20 protein-coding genes and 1 tRNA gene are annotated in these 14,629 nt (G+C 70.0%); 18 read left to right on the plus strand and 3 right to left on the minus strand.

Going from position 1 to position 14,629, the window contains the following annotated elements; translation table 11 throughout:
• Positions 1-725, plus strand: a 725-nt coding sequence (locus ACFVJS_RS18790) for a hypothetical protein (protein ID WP_378883334.1), incomplete at its 5' end; no start/stop codon positions are given.
• 6 nt (positions 726-731) lie between these two features.
• Here ACFVJS_RS18790 and ACFVJS_RS18795 read toward each other — a convergent pair.
• Entirely contained in the window at positions 732-1,484 is a 753-nt protein-coding gene (locus ACFVJS_RS18795) for a GAP family protein (RefSeq protein ID WP_378883337.1), read from the minus strand.
• A gap of 118 nt (positions 1,485-1,602) precedes the next feature.
• On the opposite strand from ACFVJS_RS18795, the gene ACFVJS_RS18800 reads away from it, so the two are divergent.
• The 5 genes from ACFVJS_RS18800 (at position 1,603) to ACFVJS_RS18820 (ending at position 7,597) form a co-directional block, all read left to right on the plus strand.
• Complete coding sequence (locus ACFVJS_RS18800) at positions 1,603-2,883, plus strand: sensor histidine kinase (RefSeq protein ID WP_378883340.1); 1,281 nt, start codon at positions 1,603-1,605, stop codon at positions 2,881-2,883.
• A gap of 4 nt (positions 2,884-2,887) precedes the next feature.
• The gene (locus ACFVJS_RS18805; RefSeq protein ID WP_378883343.1) at positions 2,888-3,535 is read left to right on the plus strand and encodes a response regulator; all 648 of its coding nucleotides are present in this window, start codon (positions 2,888-2,890) and stop codon (positions 3,533-3,535) included.
• Between the two features lie 122 nt (positions 3,536-3,657).
• Positions 3,658-4,083 (plus strand): ribonuclease domain-containing protein, encoded by a 426-nt coding sequence (locus ACFVJS_RS18810; protein WP_378883346.1) that lies wholly within the window; start codon positions 3,658-3,660, stop codon positions 4,081-4,083.
• Between the two features lie 185 nt (positions 4,084-4,268).
• A complete protein-coding gene (locus ACFVJS_RS18815) occupies positions 4,269-6,545 on the plus strand; it encodes a transglycosylase domain-containing protein (protein ID WP_378883347.1) in 2,277 nt (758 codons plus the stop codon).
• 89 nt (positions 6,546-6,634) lie between these two features.
• The gene (locus ACFVJS_RS18820; protein WP_378883349.1) at positions 6,635-7,597 is read left to right on the plus strand and encodes a GNAT family N-acetyltransferase; all 963 of its coding nucleotides are present in this window, start codon (positions 6,635-6,637) and stop codon (positions 7,595-7,597) included.
• Here ACFVJS_RS18820 and ACFVJS_RS18825 read toward each other — a convergent pair.
• A tRNA-Ile gene (locus tag ACFVJS_RS18825) sits at positions 7,592-7,668 on the minus strand. The two genes, ACFVJS_RS18820 and ACFVJS_RS18825, sit on opposite strands and share 6 nt — an antisense overlap.
• 175 nt (positions 7,669-7,843) lie before the next feature.
• Here ACFVJS_RS18825 and ACFVJS_RS18830 point away from each other — a divergent pair.
• From ACFVJS_RS18830 to ACFVJS_RS18885, 12 genes are read left to right on the plus strand one after another with little or no spacing between them, the layout of a single operon-like run.
• Positions 7,844-8,542, plus strand: coding sequence for a hypothetical protein (locus tag ACFVJS_RS18830; RefSeq protein WP_378883351.1), 699 nt, complete (start codon positions 7,844-7,846; stop codon positions 8,540-8,542).
• A 3-nt stretch (positions 8,543-8,545) separates the two neighbouring features.
• Entirely contained in the window at positions 8,546-9,661 is a 1,116-nt protein-coding gene (locus tag ACFVJS_RS18835; RefSeq protein ID WP_378883354.1) for an SRPBCC family protein, read from the plus strand.
• A gap of 2 nt (positions 9,662-9,663) precedes the next feature.
• Positions 9,664-9,921: a hypothetical protein gene (locus tag ACFVJS_RS18840; RefSeq protein WP_378883356.1), complete on the plus strand. Its 258-nt coding sequence runs from the start codon at positions 9,664-9,666 to the stop codon at positions 9,919-9,921.
• Entirely contained in the window at positions 9,918-10,385 is a 468-nt protein-coding gene (gene gvpJ, locus ACFVJS_RS18845) for a gas vesicle protein GvpJ (protein WP_378883358.1), read from the plus strand. Before ACFVJS_RS18840 ends, gvpJ (ACFVJS_RS18845) begins: the two co-directional genes overlap by 4 nt.
• A gap of 2 nt (positions 10,386-10,387) precedes the next feature.
• On the plus strand, positions 10,388-11,137 hold the full coding sequence (locus ACFVJS_RS18850; RefSeq protein WP_378883360.1) for a GvpL/GvpF family gas vesicle protein: 750 nt from the start codon (positions 10,388-10,390) through the stop codon (positions 11,135-11,137).
• Complete coding sequence (locus ACFVJS_RS18855; protein ID WP_378883363.1) at positions 11,128-11,364, plus strand: gas vesicle protein GvpG; 237 nt, start codon at positions 11,128-11,130, stop codon at positions 11,362-11,364. The genes ACFVJS_RS18850 and ACFVJS_RS18855 overlap by 10 nt, the downstream gene beginning before the upstream one ends.
• The gene (locus tag ACFVJS_RS18860; protein WP_378883366.1) at positions 11,357-11,617 is read left to right on the plus strand and encodes a gas vesicle protein; all 261 of its coding nucleotides are present in this window, start codon (positions 11,357-11,359) and stop codon (positions 11,615-11,617) included. Before ACFVJS_RS18855 ends, ACFVJS_RS18860 begins: the two co-directional genes overlap by 8 nt.
• Positions 11,614-11,976 (plus strand): gas vesicle protein, encoded by a 363-nt coding sequence (locus tag ACFVJS_RS18865; protein ID WP_378883368.1) that lies wholly within the window; start codon positions 11,614-11,616, stop codon positions 11,974-11,976. Before ACFVJS_RS18860 ends, ACFVJS_RS18865 begins: the two co-directional genes overlap by 4 nt.
• Entirely contained in the window at positions 11,963-12,760 is a 798-nt protein-coding gene (locus ACFVJS_RS18870; RefSeq protein WP_378883370.1) for a GvpL/GvpF family gas vesicle protein, read from the plus strand. The genes ACFVJS_RS18865 and ACFVJS_RS18870 overlap by 14 nt, the downstream gene beginning before the upstream one ends.
• A complete protein-coding gene (gvpJ, locus tag ACFVJS_RS18875; RefSeq protein ID WP_378883373.1) occupies positions 12,757-12,954 on the plus strand; it encodes a gas vesicle protein GvpJ in 198 nt (65 codons plus the stop codon). Before ACFVJS_RS18870 ends, gvpJ (ACFVJS_RS18875) begins: the two co-directional genes overlap by 4 nt.
• The gene (locus tag ACFVJS_RS18880) at positions 12,954-13,577 is read left to right on the plus strand and encodes a GvpL/GvpF family gas vesicle protein (protein WP_378883376.1); all 624 of its coding nucleotides are present in this window, start codon (positions 12,954-12,956) and stop codon (positions 13,575-13,577) included. Before gvpJ (ACFVJS_RS18875) ends, ACFVJS_RS18880 begins: the two co-directional genes overlap by 1 nt.
• Complete coding sequence (locus tag ACFVJS_RS18885; protein ID WP_378883379.1) at positions 13,574-13,909, plus strand: gas vesicle protein K; 336 nt, start codon at positions 13,574-13,576, stop codon at positions 13,907-13,909. The genes ACFVJS_RS18880 and ACFVJS_RS18885 overlap by 4 nt, the downstream gene beginning before the upstream one ends.
• 5 nt (positions 13,910-13,914) lie before the next feature.
• On the opposite strand, the gene ACFVJS_RS18890 is transcribed toward ACFVJS_RS18885, so the two are convergent.
• The coding region (locus ACFVJS_RS18890; RefSeq protein WP_378883382.1) for a S26 family signal peptidase at positions 13,915-14,629 on the minus strand (715 nt) is incomplete at its 5' end.

Here is a 14,629-nt window from a genome sequence, read left to right on the forward strand (position 1 = left end):
TGAGCATCTTCACGCTCGCCTCGGCATGGTGCGGCATCGCCTGGGATCCGATCTCCCTGGTGCTCGCCCGCTTCGTCCAGGGTCTCGGCGGCGGCGATCTCGGCGGTCAGGGTGGCCTCGGCGTTCGCCCAGATCCGCTCGATGCCGCGCTCGGCCATCGGGGAGGACTTGAGGCGGGTGGCCTTGGCGACCGCGACGCCGACGTGAGCATCACCTGGCGCGAGTCCGAGGCGGGGGAGTGGCGCACCAGCACCGGCACCGCCGAGGACAGGTACGCCAACGTCGACCGTCTCCTCGACCGCGACTGCGCCGAGCGCACCCTGACCGAGGCGGCCGAGGTCACCGTCGGCGAGCCGCGGGTCGAAGGTGAGGGCAAGCAGAGCGGCTTCGTCCTTCCGGTCACCTTCGCCCCGACGGAGAAGGCCCCGGATGTCACCTTCGACGGCTGGGAGGGCACGGTGCTGTTCCAGCTCGCCGACGAGACGCCGACCTGGCCGCGATCGGCCCCGCATCCGATGACGGGCGAGCCGATCACGCTGGAGCTGCGGGTCCTGCCCGCCCGCTGCGACCCGCACGCCCTGGCCGACGACAAGGTCGGCAGCCTCTTCCGCGTCCACGTCGGCGGGCCCGGCCTGCCCGAGGAGGCGGCCTACTTCCTGCCGCTCGACAAGCCGCAGAAGGCCGCGCTCTACGACTTCCTGCCCGGCCACTGCGGCTGGGAGTGAGGCGCCTCAGCCGAACAGCGGCCAGAGCGCCGCCCGGGCGAGCAGGAAGCCGACGATCCCCACCGCCCACGCCGTGGCGCTCGCGGCGTGCTTGATCAGCCAGCCGTCCAACAGAGCCAGCGGCCTGGCCACCCATGGCGCCGCGAGCACCCGCAGCGCGGTGAGGACCAGCGCTGGAGCGATCATCACCGCGCAGTAGACCAGGATCCACAGAGCCGAGACGGGCCAGCCGGGCCCCTCGGTCCCGATGATCCCGATCGCGGCGAGATAGGGCAGCATCGAAGCGGCCTCGACCAGGCCGGCGAGCACCGCCATCGCCGCCAGCGCCGAGGCCGAGCCGGACTCGGAGGCGACGGCTCGCTCGCGCCAGCGAAGCAGCCGCCGAGGGGCCTCCTGCGCGTCGGCCCGCGCCGTCCCTGATCTCGGTGGGTCCAGCTTGAAGCTCCACGCGAACAGGCCGACGCCGAGGAGCAGCTGTCCCCACAGGAACGGGCGCGAGTCGCTCACCCCGGCCAGCGTCTCCGCGGCCGCTGACCCGCCCAGCAGGATCGCGATGCCGAGCAGCGCGTAGAAGCCGGCGATGGCGCTGAGGTAGACCAGGATCCGCCCGGGCCGCACCCGGCCGGGCGCCATCAGCAGCCACACCGGGATGAGCAGAGTCCCGAAGCTGGTCGAGTCGATCAGGGCGAGCACGGCCAACGCGACGTACGTCGCCGTGCCGCCCAGGTCGCCGGTCAGCGGGCCGAGGTCGATGTCCATGGCCCGAGCCTCCCGCCAGCGGGTCCCCGACGGCGTCGGCCGAACCGATGATCCTTCGCGGCGGGGATACATCCTTCGGATGACCCCGGGGAGGTGGCGTACGTGCTGAGATGGTGTCGTGGACCGCCCGACCCTGCTGCAGCAGCTGCCCGCGGCGCTTCTCGGCGGCGGCACCAGCCTGCGCGCCCGGGACCGGCGCCTGGCCTGGCTCGACGCCGGCGTCGTCCTCGTCGCGGGCCTGGCGCTCTTCCTCCTGGGTCAGGTCGGGAGCGTACGCGGCCTGCACCCGTTCGGAGTCGGCTCGGACAGCGCCCCGGCCTGGTGGCATCTGGTCCCGTTGGCCCTCGCGGCCGGTGCGCTCGTGCTCAAGCGTCGTCGCCCGCTCGCCGTGGTGGCCGTCGTCGCGCTCTGCTTCGGCGGCGACCTGCTGATCGGGGGCAGTGTCGCGATGGTGGTGGCGCTCTGGGACGCGCTCTTCGCCATCCACCTGCACGGCTCGCCCTTGGCACGCCGGATCACGACCGGCGTCGTCGTCGCGGTGATCGCGGCTGCGGTCGTCGCCTCCGCGGCTGCCACCTCCGACCCACGCACCCCCGCCGTGCTCGCGCTCACCCTGGTCGCGCTCGTCGTCACCCCGATGTGGTGGGGCAACAACGTACGTCAGGGCAGCGAGCTCGCCGACGCCGCCGACGACCGGGCACGGCTCGAGCGGGAACGCAGCGCCGCGATGCTGCGCCTGGCCGACGCCGAGCGGCACGACGCGGTCAGGGCGGAGCGGGCCGCGGTGGCGCGCGACCTCCACGACGTGGTCGCCTCGCACCTGTCCGCCATCGCGCTCACCTCGGGCGCGGCGCTGGCCGGCGAGCAGGACCCCGAGCGTGATCGGGCTGCGTTGCGGTCGGTGCGGGCCGAGAGCCTGGCCTCGCTGGACGACATGCAGGCGATGATCCGCGTCCTCCGTGCCGACGCGACGCCGGGGGAGGCCGATGACCTGACGGCCGCCTCCCGCACCGCCAACCTCGGCCCGGTCCTGGAGCAGGCCAGGCTGGCCGGTCTGCGGCTGCGGGTCGAGGATCCGCATGGCCTGCTCGACGGCGCGGACCTCGCGCTACCGGTCGCGGTCGACCACGCCGTCTACCGGATCGTGCGCGAGTCCCTGACCAACGTGCTCAAGCACGGCGGCGGCACCACCCACCTGCGTCTCGTTCCTGGCGACGTCCTCGAGATCGAGGTGAGTGACGAGGGCGCCGCGGGTGCGGCGACGGAGTCAGAGACCGGCACCGGTATCGGCCTGGTCTCGATGCGCGAACGCGCCGAAGCGCTCGGCGGAACGTTCGAGGCCGGCCCCGACGGTGCCGGCTGGCGGGTCCGTGCGGCCCTGCCGTTGAGGAGGGATTGACCAGATGATCCGAGTCCTGCTCGCCGACGACCACGCCGCCATCCGCGCCGGTCTGCGCATGCTGCTGGCCACGGCCGGTGACATCGAGGTGGTGGGAGAGGCCGCCGACGGCGCGACGGCGGTCGCCAACGCCCGAGCGCTGCGTCCCGACGTCGTGCTGATGGACGTACGCATGCCGGGCACCGACGGCGTGACCGCGACCCGTCAGGTCGTGGAGGAGGGGATCGCCGACGTACTCGTGCTCACCACCTTCGACCTGGACGAGTACGTCTTCGGTGCTCTGCGTGCCGGCGCTGCCGGGTTCCTGCTCAAGTCGGCCGAGGCGACCGCGCTGGTCGACGCGGTCCGGCACGTCGCCGCCGGTGACGGCGTGGTCGCGCCGGAGGTGACGCGCCGGGTGCTCGCCGAGCTGGCCGGCCCGTCCCGTCCGCCCGCCCGTGCCGCCGACACCCAGCTGCCCGCCGACCTCACGCCGAGGGAGAGGGACGTGCTCGCGGCCCTGGGGCAGGGCCTGTCCAACGCCGACATCGCCGAGCGACTGGTGATCTCCGAGGCGACCGCGAAGACCCACGTGTCCAGGGTCCTGGCGAAGCTCGAGGTCACCTCGCGGGTCCAGGCGGCGATCGTGGCGCGCGAGGCCGGCGTGGTCTGAGCTTCGTCGTTCGAGCGGCGTCCGGCGCCGAGAGTTCACCGGTTCGTGACCTCGCGAACCCCCATCCGGAGATGCCAGGTAGCAGAATTACGCGCGTCCGTAACGCACACACTGGAGGATTCATGTCCGGGAAGAACCGCTCCGTGCTCACCGTCGTCAAGCTGCTGCTCGCAGCCCTTGTCGCCACCACCGGCCTCGTCGGTGCCGGCCTCGCCACCGCTCCGTCCGCGAGTGCCTACTACAACCCGAGCTGCACCCACAGCGGCTGCGCCGAGGCGCGCAGCTCCAACAGCACCTGGAAGTCGATGGGCTACCCGTCGACCCGCGGCTGGTACGACTGGGCCCCCACCGGCACCTGCAACTTCGCCGGCGGCACCTACAACAACTACGAGGGCGAGCTGCCGACCGGGCGCTCCTACCTCGAGTTCGACGTCACCCCGCGCGCCTGTGGCGCCCCGCGTCAGTCCTACCGGATCGTCGTCGACCGCAGCTCCGGTGCGGTGTACTTCACCCCGGACCACTACAGCACCTTCTACAAGCTGGTCTGAACTCGTCGAAATGGGCCTCTGGCCTGGGACGACACCGAATCGCTCGCCCAGGACAGAGGCCCGTTCGTACGCCTCGGGCAACCTGAGACCCCGCTGAAACGTCCTTGACACGGGGCCGAGGATCGCGGCACTCCGAGGGCCCCACCGTAGTCTTGTTGACGTTTGTGACCGCGGGAGGGGACAACTTGAGCTGGCAGGGCAATCCGCCTTACACACCCACGACACCCACGCCGAAGCCGAAGAAGAAGCGGGCGAAGAAGGTTCTGAAGGGCTTCTTCGTGCTGGTTCTGGTGGGCGCGCTGATCGGCACCCTGGGTGTGATCGTGGCCTACAACGCCATCCCGATCCCCGACGCCAACGCCGCCTACGAGAAGGAGACCTCCTTCGTCTACTACCGCGGCGGCAAGGAAGAGCTCGGCCGCTACATCGCCGACTCGCAGGACCGCGACTCGCTGCCCTATGACGAGATCCCGCAGCTGATGAAGGACGCTGCGGTCGCCGCCGAGGACCGCACGTTCTGGACCAACAGCGGCATCGACATCAAGGGCATCCTGCGCGCGGTGGTCAACAACAACACCGGCGGCACCCAGTCCGGCGCCTCGACGATCACCCAGCAGTACGTCAAGAACCTCTACCTCACCCAGGAACGCACCTACACCCGCAAGGTGAAAGAGGCGGTGATCTCGCTGAAGATCAGCCGGCAGAACTCCAAGGAGGACATCCTCGCCGGCTACCTCAACACCATCTACTTCGGCCGCGGTGCCTACGGCATCGAGGCCGCCTCGAACACCTACTTCGGCAAGCCGGCTGCCGAGATCAACCTCCGCGAGGCCGCCGCACTGGCCGCGATCCTCAACGATCCCAACGACCTCGACCCGAGCAACGGTGAGGAGGCGATCGCCGAGCTGGACGGTCGCTACCGCTACGTCATCAACTCGATGGTCAAGATGGACATGGTCGACGCGGCCGAGGGCGAGAAGGCCAAGTCGGCGCTGCCGAAGTTCAAGAAGCCGCGCTCCGACAGCCGCTACGGCGGTCAGAAGGGCCACGCGCTCAAGCTGGTCCGCGACGAGCTCCTCAAGCTCAAGGACGAGCAGGGCAACCCGCTGGTCACCGAGGACGAGATCAACGGCGGTGGGCTGCGGATCACCACCACGCTGACCAAGAAGACGATGAAGACCGTGGGGGACGCGGTCAACGACGTACGTCCCGAGGACAAGAAGGCGTACGTCGAGGGTGACGTCTCCGACGAGCTCCACGTCGGCGCGGCCACCGTCGACGTCAAGACCGGCGCCCTGCGCGGCTTCTACGGCGGCCAGGACTACCTGGATTCTCAGATCAACTGGGCCGCCAGCGGCGCCACCATGGCCGGCTCGACGATGAAGCCGTTCACCCTCGCCGCCGCGCTGAAGTCGGGCTACTCGCTCAAGGACACTTGGAACGGCAACTCGCCCATGGAGTTCCCCGGCGGAGTGAGCATCCGCAACTCGGGCCAGAGCGCCGCCGACCCGTACGGCCACAGCTACGGCTCCAACGTCAGCAGCCTGCAGGCGATGGAGGACTCGATCAACACCGCCTTCGTCGAGATGTCCGACTCGCTGCCCAACGGCAGCAAGGACGTCTACGACATGGCCGTACGCTCCGGCATCCCGCGCGGGGACCGCAGCGACGCCGCCTACCCGGGCATCCCGATGAAGTCAGGTGCCGACATGCGGCCCGACAACTTCCTGCTCACGCTGGGCAACTCGACGGTCAGCCCGATCAACATGGCCAACTCCTACGCCACGATCGCCAACGGCGGGATGCACAACGACGTCTTCGTCGTCTCCAAGGTCGTCGACGCCGACGGCACGGTCATCTACGAGCACGACGACACCGCGGGCAGCAAGCGGGCCATGGACGAGGACGTCGCCGCCGACACCTCCTACGCCCTCCAGCAGGTCGTCTCCAGCGGCACCGGCCAGGCCGCCAGCGCGGTGGTCCAGCCGGCCGCGGGCAAGACCGGCACCGCCACCAACGACAAGGACGAGGTCTCCTCGGCCTGGTTCGTCGGCTACACCCCGCAGCTCTCGACCGCCGTCGCCTACAGCCGAGGCAAGGGCAGCGGCGCCCTCGACGGCTGGCTCGACACCTTCTTCGGCGCCGACTACCCGGCCGACACCTGGGTCGAGATCATGGGCCCGCTGACCGACGAGCTCCACTACGAGGAGTTCCCGCCGCCCGCCTGGCTCGACGGCGATGCCCCCGAGGAGGGTCACGCGCCCTACGTGCCGCCGAGCCCGGACCCGGAGCCGACCAAGGAGCCGGAGCCGTCGAAGACCCCGACCCCGACACCGACGCCGACCCCGACCCCCACCCCGACACCGACCCCCACTCCGACGCCGACTCCGACGCCGACCAAGTCGCCGGGTCCGCCGGACCCTGATCCCGAGGAGCCGTCGACCGAGCCGGGGCCCGTCTGAGGCGGCTCCGGCCCGAACAGATGACGTGTCAACGCATGCTGGGGGACCTCATTTCCCGCGACCTTGCCCGACACGGTTAGATAGTGCCCGTGTCTGTGATCGCCCCCGTCGACGTCCACGATGACACCGCTCTGAAGGCTTGGTACGCCGTGGAGGCGGCATCGATGGCCTTCGACCGACCCTACGCGTCGCATCGCACGTTCGAGGCGCTGGCCAACTCCGTGCGCATGCCGCACGACCACGGCCGCCGGGTCCTCCTCGCCGCGAAGGAGCAGGGCGAGACGATCGGCATCGCCGAGCTCGATCTCCCCGAGGAGGAGCGCAGCCACGTCGTCGAGCTCGGCATCCACGTCCTCCCCGTGCACCGGTGGCGCGGGGTCGGCACCGAGCTGTGGCGAGCCGCCGATGACGTACGCCGCACCAACGGTCGCACCCTGACGACCGCCGAGGTGACCATCCCTCCGAAGTCCTCCCTGGCCTTCGCGCGGGCGCTCGGCTTCAAGTCCGTACGCCGCGAGGACCACCTCGCCGCCGACCTCCCGCTGCCGCACAAGCCCTTCAACGTGCTCGGCTACGAGATCCTGATGTGGGAGGACCGCACCCCCGAGGACCTCCTGGCGCAGTTCGTCGGCCTGCGCAACCAGATGGGCAAGGAGATGCCGGGCAAGTCCCAGGAGGACATGGTCGCCCACACCGCCGACCGCATCCGCTCGGCTGAGAAGAGCACCGCCCGCTCCTACGACCGCATCACCGCCGCCGCCCGCGAGATCCTCACCGGCGAGCTGGTCGGCTACTCGGTCATCTTCCTGGCCCACGGCAGCGACGAGGCCATCCAGGACGACACCTTCGTCAAGGCCGCCCACCGTGGCCACAAGCTCGGCCTCGCCCTCAAGGTCGCCACCCTCGCCGCCGTCCAGCGCGACCACCCCGAACGCACCAGCATCCACACCTGGACCGACCCGTCCAACGACGTGATGCAGCGCATCAACCGGCAGTTCGGCTTCCGCAAGATCGAGCTCATGCACGAGGTCCAGCGCACCGATCGTTGGTAGGCCGTGCGGGGCTCGAACCCGCGACCCAAGGATTATGAGTCCTCTGCTCTAACCGACTGAGCTAACGGCCCGCAGGGGAGCCTATCGGGATCCGATGTGCTCCGGCGCACAACCCTGGCCGTTGACGGCGCTCGCTCATCACTGCGTCGCGATTTCGTGCTGCACAGGTATGCCCCGCTGGGCATCGGGTACCTCCGGGGGTACGTGGGTGGTTGGAGGACCACCCGAGGAGGGAGCACGATCATCATGTCTGCCGCCACCAATGTGGGAGCCGCTGTCGCGGCCGGTTATCTGCTCGGGCGGTTCAAGAAGTTTCGACTGGCACTGATCGTCGGTTCGGCGCTCGGCAACAGCGCCGTCCGTGCGCGGGGGCTCGAGCTCCTGAGGCACGGCACTCAGAGCCTGAACAGCTCGCCCGACGTACAGAAGCTGAGCCATCAGGTCAGCGGGCAGCTCGTGCAGGCGGGCAAGGCCGCCGCTGTCGCGGCCGCTGCCGGCCGGATCGACAAGCTCAGTGATCGGTTGCACGAGCGGAGCTCGGCCTGGGTGGAGTCGCCGACGTCCGGCAAGGCCACCGACAAGGACACCGGTAAGGACACCGGCAAGGAAACCGACGAGGCGCCGGAGGACCAGCAGGACCAGGAGCCCGAGGACGAGCTCGACGAGACCGAGCGAGACGAAGAGCCCGAAGGCGAGTTCGACGAGGCCGAGGACGCCCAGGTCGACGAAGCGGGTCCCGAGGACGAAGAGCCCGGGGACGAGGAGCCCGAGGACGAGTGGGAGGACGAGGAGGACGTCGAACCGGAGGACGAGCGTCCCCGCGACGAGCACGACGTACAGGACGAGCCCGACGAGCAGGACGAAGAGAACGAGCCGGCGAAGCCGCAACGACGTACGCGGAGCCCCCGCCGTCGCCGCTCAGGCGCCCCGACGGGAGGTGCCTGAGCCATGGCCGGCGAGACCCGCGAGAAGACCGACAAGGCGCCCACGGGCCTGCTGTCCCAGCTGCCGGTGGACCGGCTGCGCGCCGAGGCGAGAGGCCTCGGCCACGCGCTCGGCACCCATGGTCTGAACAAGATCGGCCACGGGGTCGAGAGCCTGACCCAGCGACTGACCGACTTCGCGGACGGCAAGCCCGCGAAGAAGGGCACCAAGCAGGTCAAGACCGGCGCGATGAAGGCGGGGGCGAAGGCGGCCGTCGGCAAGGTCAAGCAACCCGTCGAGAAGGTGAAGGACACGGCGGTCCAGGTCAAGGACACCGTCGGCCATGCCGCGGGTGGCCTTCGCAAGGGGGAGAAGAACGGCGGCAAGAAGCTCAAGGTGACGAACATCGTCGAGTCGATCGACGTACCCGTCAGCCGTGAGGTCGCCTACGAGCAGTGGACCCGCTTCGAGGAGTTCCCGACGTTCATGAAGAAGGTCGAGAACGTCAAGCAGGAGGAGGACGAGGTGGTGACCTGGCAGGCCCAGGTCTTCTGGTCCCACCGCACCTGGAAGGCGACCATCCACGACCAGGTCCCCAACGAGCACATCGTCTGGACCAGCGAGAGCGAGAAGGGACGCGTCGACGGCGCGGTCACCTTCCACGAGCTCGCGCCCAACCTGACCCGGATCCTGGTGACGCTCGAGTACCACCCGAAGGGTCTCTTCGAGCACACCGGCAACCTGTGGCGTGCCCAGGGCCGCCGGGTGCGCCTGGAGATGGCCCACTTCCGCCGGCACGTGGCCAACCACACGCTCCTCCATCGCGACGAGATCGAGGGGTGGACGGGCGAGATCCACGACCAGCAGGTCGTGGACTCCGACGCTGGCGACGACGCCGAGGACGACACCGAGGAAGACGCGGAGACGGATACCGAGACGGACACGCAGCAGAAGCCGCGTACGTCCTCGACGAACTCGCGCAGCTCCAGCGGGAGGTCGACCAACAGCGCGCCGGCGAAGAAGTCCGCCGCGAAGAAGACCACCACCCGGAAGACTGCTCACAGGCCCGCGAAGAAGACGGCGAGCAAGCGGAGTGCCAGCAAGCGTACGTCGTCCAGCTCGTCGTCGACGGGGTCGTGACCGTGGCCGGGGACGACCGCCGAGTCCAGGAGCTCGAGCAGGAGATCGTCGAGCTCATGGAGGAGGTCGATCGATATCGCACCGCCACCGAGGACGCCCTTCAGCAGCTCGACTGGTGCATCGGCTACTTCGTCGGCTGCGGGAAGTCACGCCTGGCGACCTCGCTCGGAGCCAACCGGGCCTATATCCGCCGGCATCTGCTCAGGCGGGCCGTGGAGCCCGTGCCAGCCGGAGACCAACCGAAAGCGACTGACTCATGACCATCACCCAGCAGAACCGCTATCTCGACAGACCTGCGCCGAGCAGCCTCGCGGACGTCATCGACACGATCCTGGACAAGGGTCTGGTCATCGACGTGTACGTCCGCGTCTCGCTCGTCGGTATCGAGCTGATCACCATCGATGCGCGCATCGTCATCGCGAGCGTGGACACCTACCTCCGATTCGCCCAGGCGACCTCGCGCTTGGATCTCACCGAGACCGAGACCCACGGGATCCCCGAGCTGATCCAGGACATCTCGGAGTCCGGCTCCAAGGGCAAGACATCGGGGGCTCTGGAGGGGGCCAAGGAGAAGCTGGAGAGCATCCTCCCCGGCGGCGACGAGGACTCCGACGAGGAGTCCGAGGGGGCCTCCGAGGGCGGCCGTGACGACCAGGGTCGCAAGCAGTCCTCCAACCGCGCCCGCAAGAGCACGTCACGGCGCAACCGGGACGAGGAGGGCTGACCGTGCCCCTGCACATCTACGGGGTGACGGACACATCGGTCCCGATCCCACCGGACCGGACCGGCCGGGCGGCTCGCCCCCTGCGGCAGATCGAGGGCGACGGACTCCGCGTGCTCGTCAGCGAGGTCGAGCCCGACAGCCGTGTGCTGCGCGAGGACCTGATGGCCCACGCCCACGCGCTCGAGGCGATGGCCGCGCTCGGGACGGTGCTGCCGATGCAGTTCGGCGTGGAGATGCCGGACGACGACACGGTACGCCACGAGCTGATCGAGAGCCGGGGCGGAGAGATCCGTTCGCTCCTGGAGCGGTTCGACGGCCTGCTGCAGCTCACCGTGTCCGTCGACCTGAACGAGGAGGAAGCCCTCCGAGAGGCGCTGCGGCGCGATCCCGACCTGGTCGCGCTCCGCGACCACGTACAGCGTGCGAGTCCGGGGGAGCGGCCATCGTCCGAGCTGCGCCTGGGCGAGGCGATGGCCGCCGCGCTCGACGTGCTGCGGGGCGAGGTCGGTGACCGCGTCGTCGACGCGCTGGTCTCGGTCGCCCGCGCCGTCTCTCTCGGGGAGGCCCGCGGAGCGCTGCAGGCGGTCGAGGCCGCGCTGCTGGTCGAGCGCGACCGACAGAGCGAGGTCGACGCGACGGTGACGAGCCTGCGCGAGGACCTGGCGCCGTTGGCAGCGCTTCGCTACGTCGGCCCGCAGCCACCGTACGCATTCCTCGACGCCGCCTCCTCGGAGGTGCCCGCATGGGGCTGATCACCCAGCTGCTCACCCTGCCGATCGCGCCCGTACGCGGGGTGGTCTGGGTCGGCGAGAAGATCCTCGAGGAGGCCGAGAGCCAGTACTACGACCCGGCCGCGGTCCAGGCCGCGCTCGACGACGTCGACGCCCGGCACCGGGCCGGCGAGCTGACCGACGAGCAGGCGGCCGATCTCGAGGAGGGGCTGGTGCAGCGACTGATGGCCGGAGGCTGGCATGACTGAGAGGCTGTCGACGATCGCCGAGCACGTGCTGGAGGAGCTCGAGGCGTTGGTGGGATGTCCCGCCGAGGGCGTGACCGCGATCCGTCGCGACGACGACGGCTGGGTCGTCACCGCCGACATCCTCGAGCTCGAACGAGTCCCGGAGACCACCGACGTGCTCGCCTCCTACGAGGTGACCGTCGACAAGGACGGTGAGATCACCGGCTACCACCGCGTCAACCGCTATCTCCGAGCCCAGGTGGACGATCGATGACCGAGACACCACGGACGCCGGTCTTCGTCAACAACCGGCCCCAACCTTCTTCCCAGAACCTCGCCGACGTCCTCGAGCGCGTCCTCGACAAGGGCATCGTGATCGTCGGCGACATCCAGGTCAGGCTTCTCGACATCGAGCTGCTGACCATCAAGGTCCGGCTCATGGTCGCCTCGGTCGATCGCGCCCGGGAGATGGGCATCAACTGGTGGGAGGGCGACCCGTTCGTCAGCAACCTCGCGGAGGAGGAGAAGCAGGACGAGGAGCTCGACCTCCGCAAGCGCCTCGAGGCGCTCGAGCGCAGCGTCGGCGAGCAGAGCGAGATCGTGGAAGGGGAGAAGAGCCGTGAGCGCCGCTGACCCGACCACCGTCGTCCATGCGTACGGCCTGGTCCACCGGCCCCGGGCCCTGCCCGATCACGGCATCGCCGGCGCAGGGATCCGCACCGTCGGCTTCCACGACCTCGATGTGGTCGTCAGCGATCTGGCGGCGGAGTCGTTCGGCGAGGCCGCGTGGGCCGAGCACGGCGAGGACACCCGCTGGGTCACGCCGATCGCCTCGACCCACCACGAGGTGCTCCAGGACCTGGTCGACCACGGGGACGTGCTGCCGCTGCAGCTGCCCGGGATCTACCCGAGCGACGAGGCGCTGGTCGCCGCGCTCGATTCCAGCCGCTCCCGTCTCGAACGCGCCTGGCAGCTCCTGCGCGGGCGAGTCGAGTGGTCGCTGCAGGTCTTCCCGATCTCGGCCCCGCGCGAGTCCGAGGCTCCGGCGCCCCGCAGCGGCCGCGAGTACCTGGAGCGACGCCGGTCCCAGCAGGACGCGCGCAACGAGCAACGCGGCCGGCGCGAGCGCCTCCTGGCGAACACCCACGAAGCGCTGGCCCGCGAGGCGGTCGCGAGCGTCGTCAGGGCTCCGCTGGACAGCGCGGTGACCGGGCGTGAGGAGCCGATGCTGCTCAACAGCGCCTACCTCGTGCCCCGTGAGAAGGAGCGGCGGTTCCTCCGGGTGGCCGAGGAGCATCACAACCAGCTGGTCGTCGATGCCGGCATGCGCGTCGAGGTGAGTGGCCCGTGGCCGCCCTACAGCTTCGTCGGCGCGGGGGAGCGGCGCGATGACGACCTGACCGGGACGGCGCCGTGACCCTCGAGCACTCCCCGGCCCTCGACGAGACCTCGCTCGTCGACCTCGTCGACCGCGTGATCGACGGCGGCGTCGTCGTGGGCGGCGACATCGTGCTGTCGCTCGCGGGCGTCGACCTCGTCTACCTCGGCCTGCGCCTGGTGCTCGCCCCCGCCCACCGGGTCTCGCTGCCCGGCTCCGGGAGGCAGTCGTGATGCTCCTCTACGCCGTGGCCGCCGCCGACGCCGACAGCATGGTCGGCGCGGTGGAGACCCCGCTGGAACCACACCGTTCGCGCGGGTTGACCGTCTTCGCCGAGCCCCGTACGCAGCCACCCGAGCGGTCGACGCGCGAGCTGCTCGACTTCGGCCGCGTCCTCCACCAGCTGTGGTCCTACGTCCCTGTGCTGCCGATGCGCTTCGGGACGGTCGTGAACGACGAGGACGAGCTGGACCAGCTGGTCGCCGAGCGCGAGGCCGAGTGGACCGAACGCCTGTGCGCCGTCACCGGCCACAGCGAGTGCATCGTCCACCTCCCGCTGCCCGATCGTGCCCGGAGCGGGAGGACGGGCACGGACTATCTCCGCCGGCGCGCGACGGAGGTGAAGGAGCACGACGCCGAGACCGCCGAGCTGAGGGCACTGCTCGCTGCGTACGCCTCCGAGATCACGCCGCTGCGGCCGGTCCGCCCCCAGGAGTCGCGGTTGTCGGTGCTGGTTGCCGACGAGCAGGTCGAGGACGTGCGGACCGCCATCGAGGACTGGGCGGCGGCCCGATCCGGCGCGACGGTCACCGGCCCGTGGCCACCGTTCAGCTTCTGTCAGGAGATCGGCGAGTGAGCCGCTCCGACGATGCCGCCCCGTGGCCCCTGGACCTCGACGACGAACGCGACCTGCCGTCCGCGTTGAGCCGGCGCATCGACGCCGACCCCGAGTCCGTCGAGAAGGGCCTCGTTCAGCTCGTCCTCACCCTGGTGGAGTTGCTCCGGCAGCTGATGGAGCGCCAGGCGATCCGGCGCATGGATGCCGGTGGCCTGAGCGACGACGACATCGAGCGCCTGGGCCAGACCCTGATGCTGCTCGACGAGAAGATGACCGAGCTGCGCGATCACTTCGGGCTCACCCCGGAGGACCTCAACATCGATCTGGGGCCGTTGGGGAAGCTGCTCTGACGCGGTCAGCCCTCGGTGTCGATGAGGTAGCGACCGTCGTCGTAGACGAGCCCGAGCGTGACCGTGCCGCCGTCGTTGCGGCCGTCCTTCATCGTGTACGTGTAGGTGTAGGTCACCTGGAGCGGGTCGACGCTGGGGGAGACCGAGACGACGCTGGTGCTCGCGACGGAGCCCCACCAGTTGCGATAGCCCTCGATCCCGCCGCTGCTGGCCTGGAACGCCGGGGTCAGCATCGAGCTGAACGCGCTGTCGGGGTTGTCGGGAGCGGTCGCGAGATAGTTGCGGATGAACGCGTCGATGCCCTCGGCGGTGGCACCGGCGGTCTCGCTCGCCGAAGGGCTCTCGCTCGGGGTCTCACTGGCGGTCTCACTGGCGGCCTCGGTGGGCGTCGTCTCCTCCGAGGGCTCCTCGGACTCCTCCTCGGCGGCGTTCTCCGTCGTCTCGTCGGTGGCCTCCGACAGCGGTGACGCGGAGGCGGCCCTCTTCGGATCCGCCGCCGGCTCGTCGCCGCGGTTGGCCCACAGCGCCCCGCCGACCAGCAGCACGATTGCGGCGACGGCGACGACCAACTTGTTTACGAGAACCCGGTCCCCGATCCTCAATCCGCGCTCCATGGACCCGCTGGGGATCTGGAACGGCTGGAGCACGAAGGTGCTCAGCAGCAGCAGGAAGGCGAGCAGTGCCAGGAGGGTCACGGTGATCCGGCCGCCCGGCACCCAC

Source organism: Nocardioides sp. NPDC057772, assembly GCF_042798075.1.
Taxonomy (GTDB): Bacteria; Actinomycetota; Actinomycetes; order Propionibacteriales; family Nocardioidaceae; genus Nocardioides.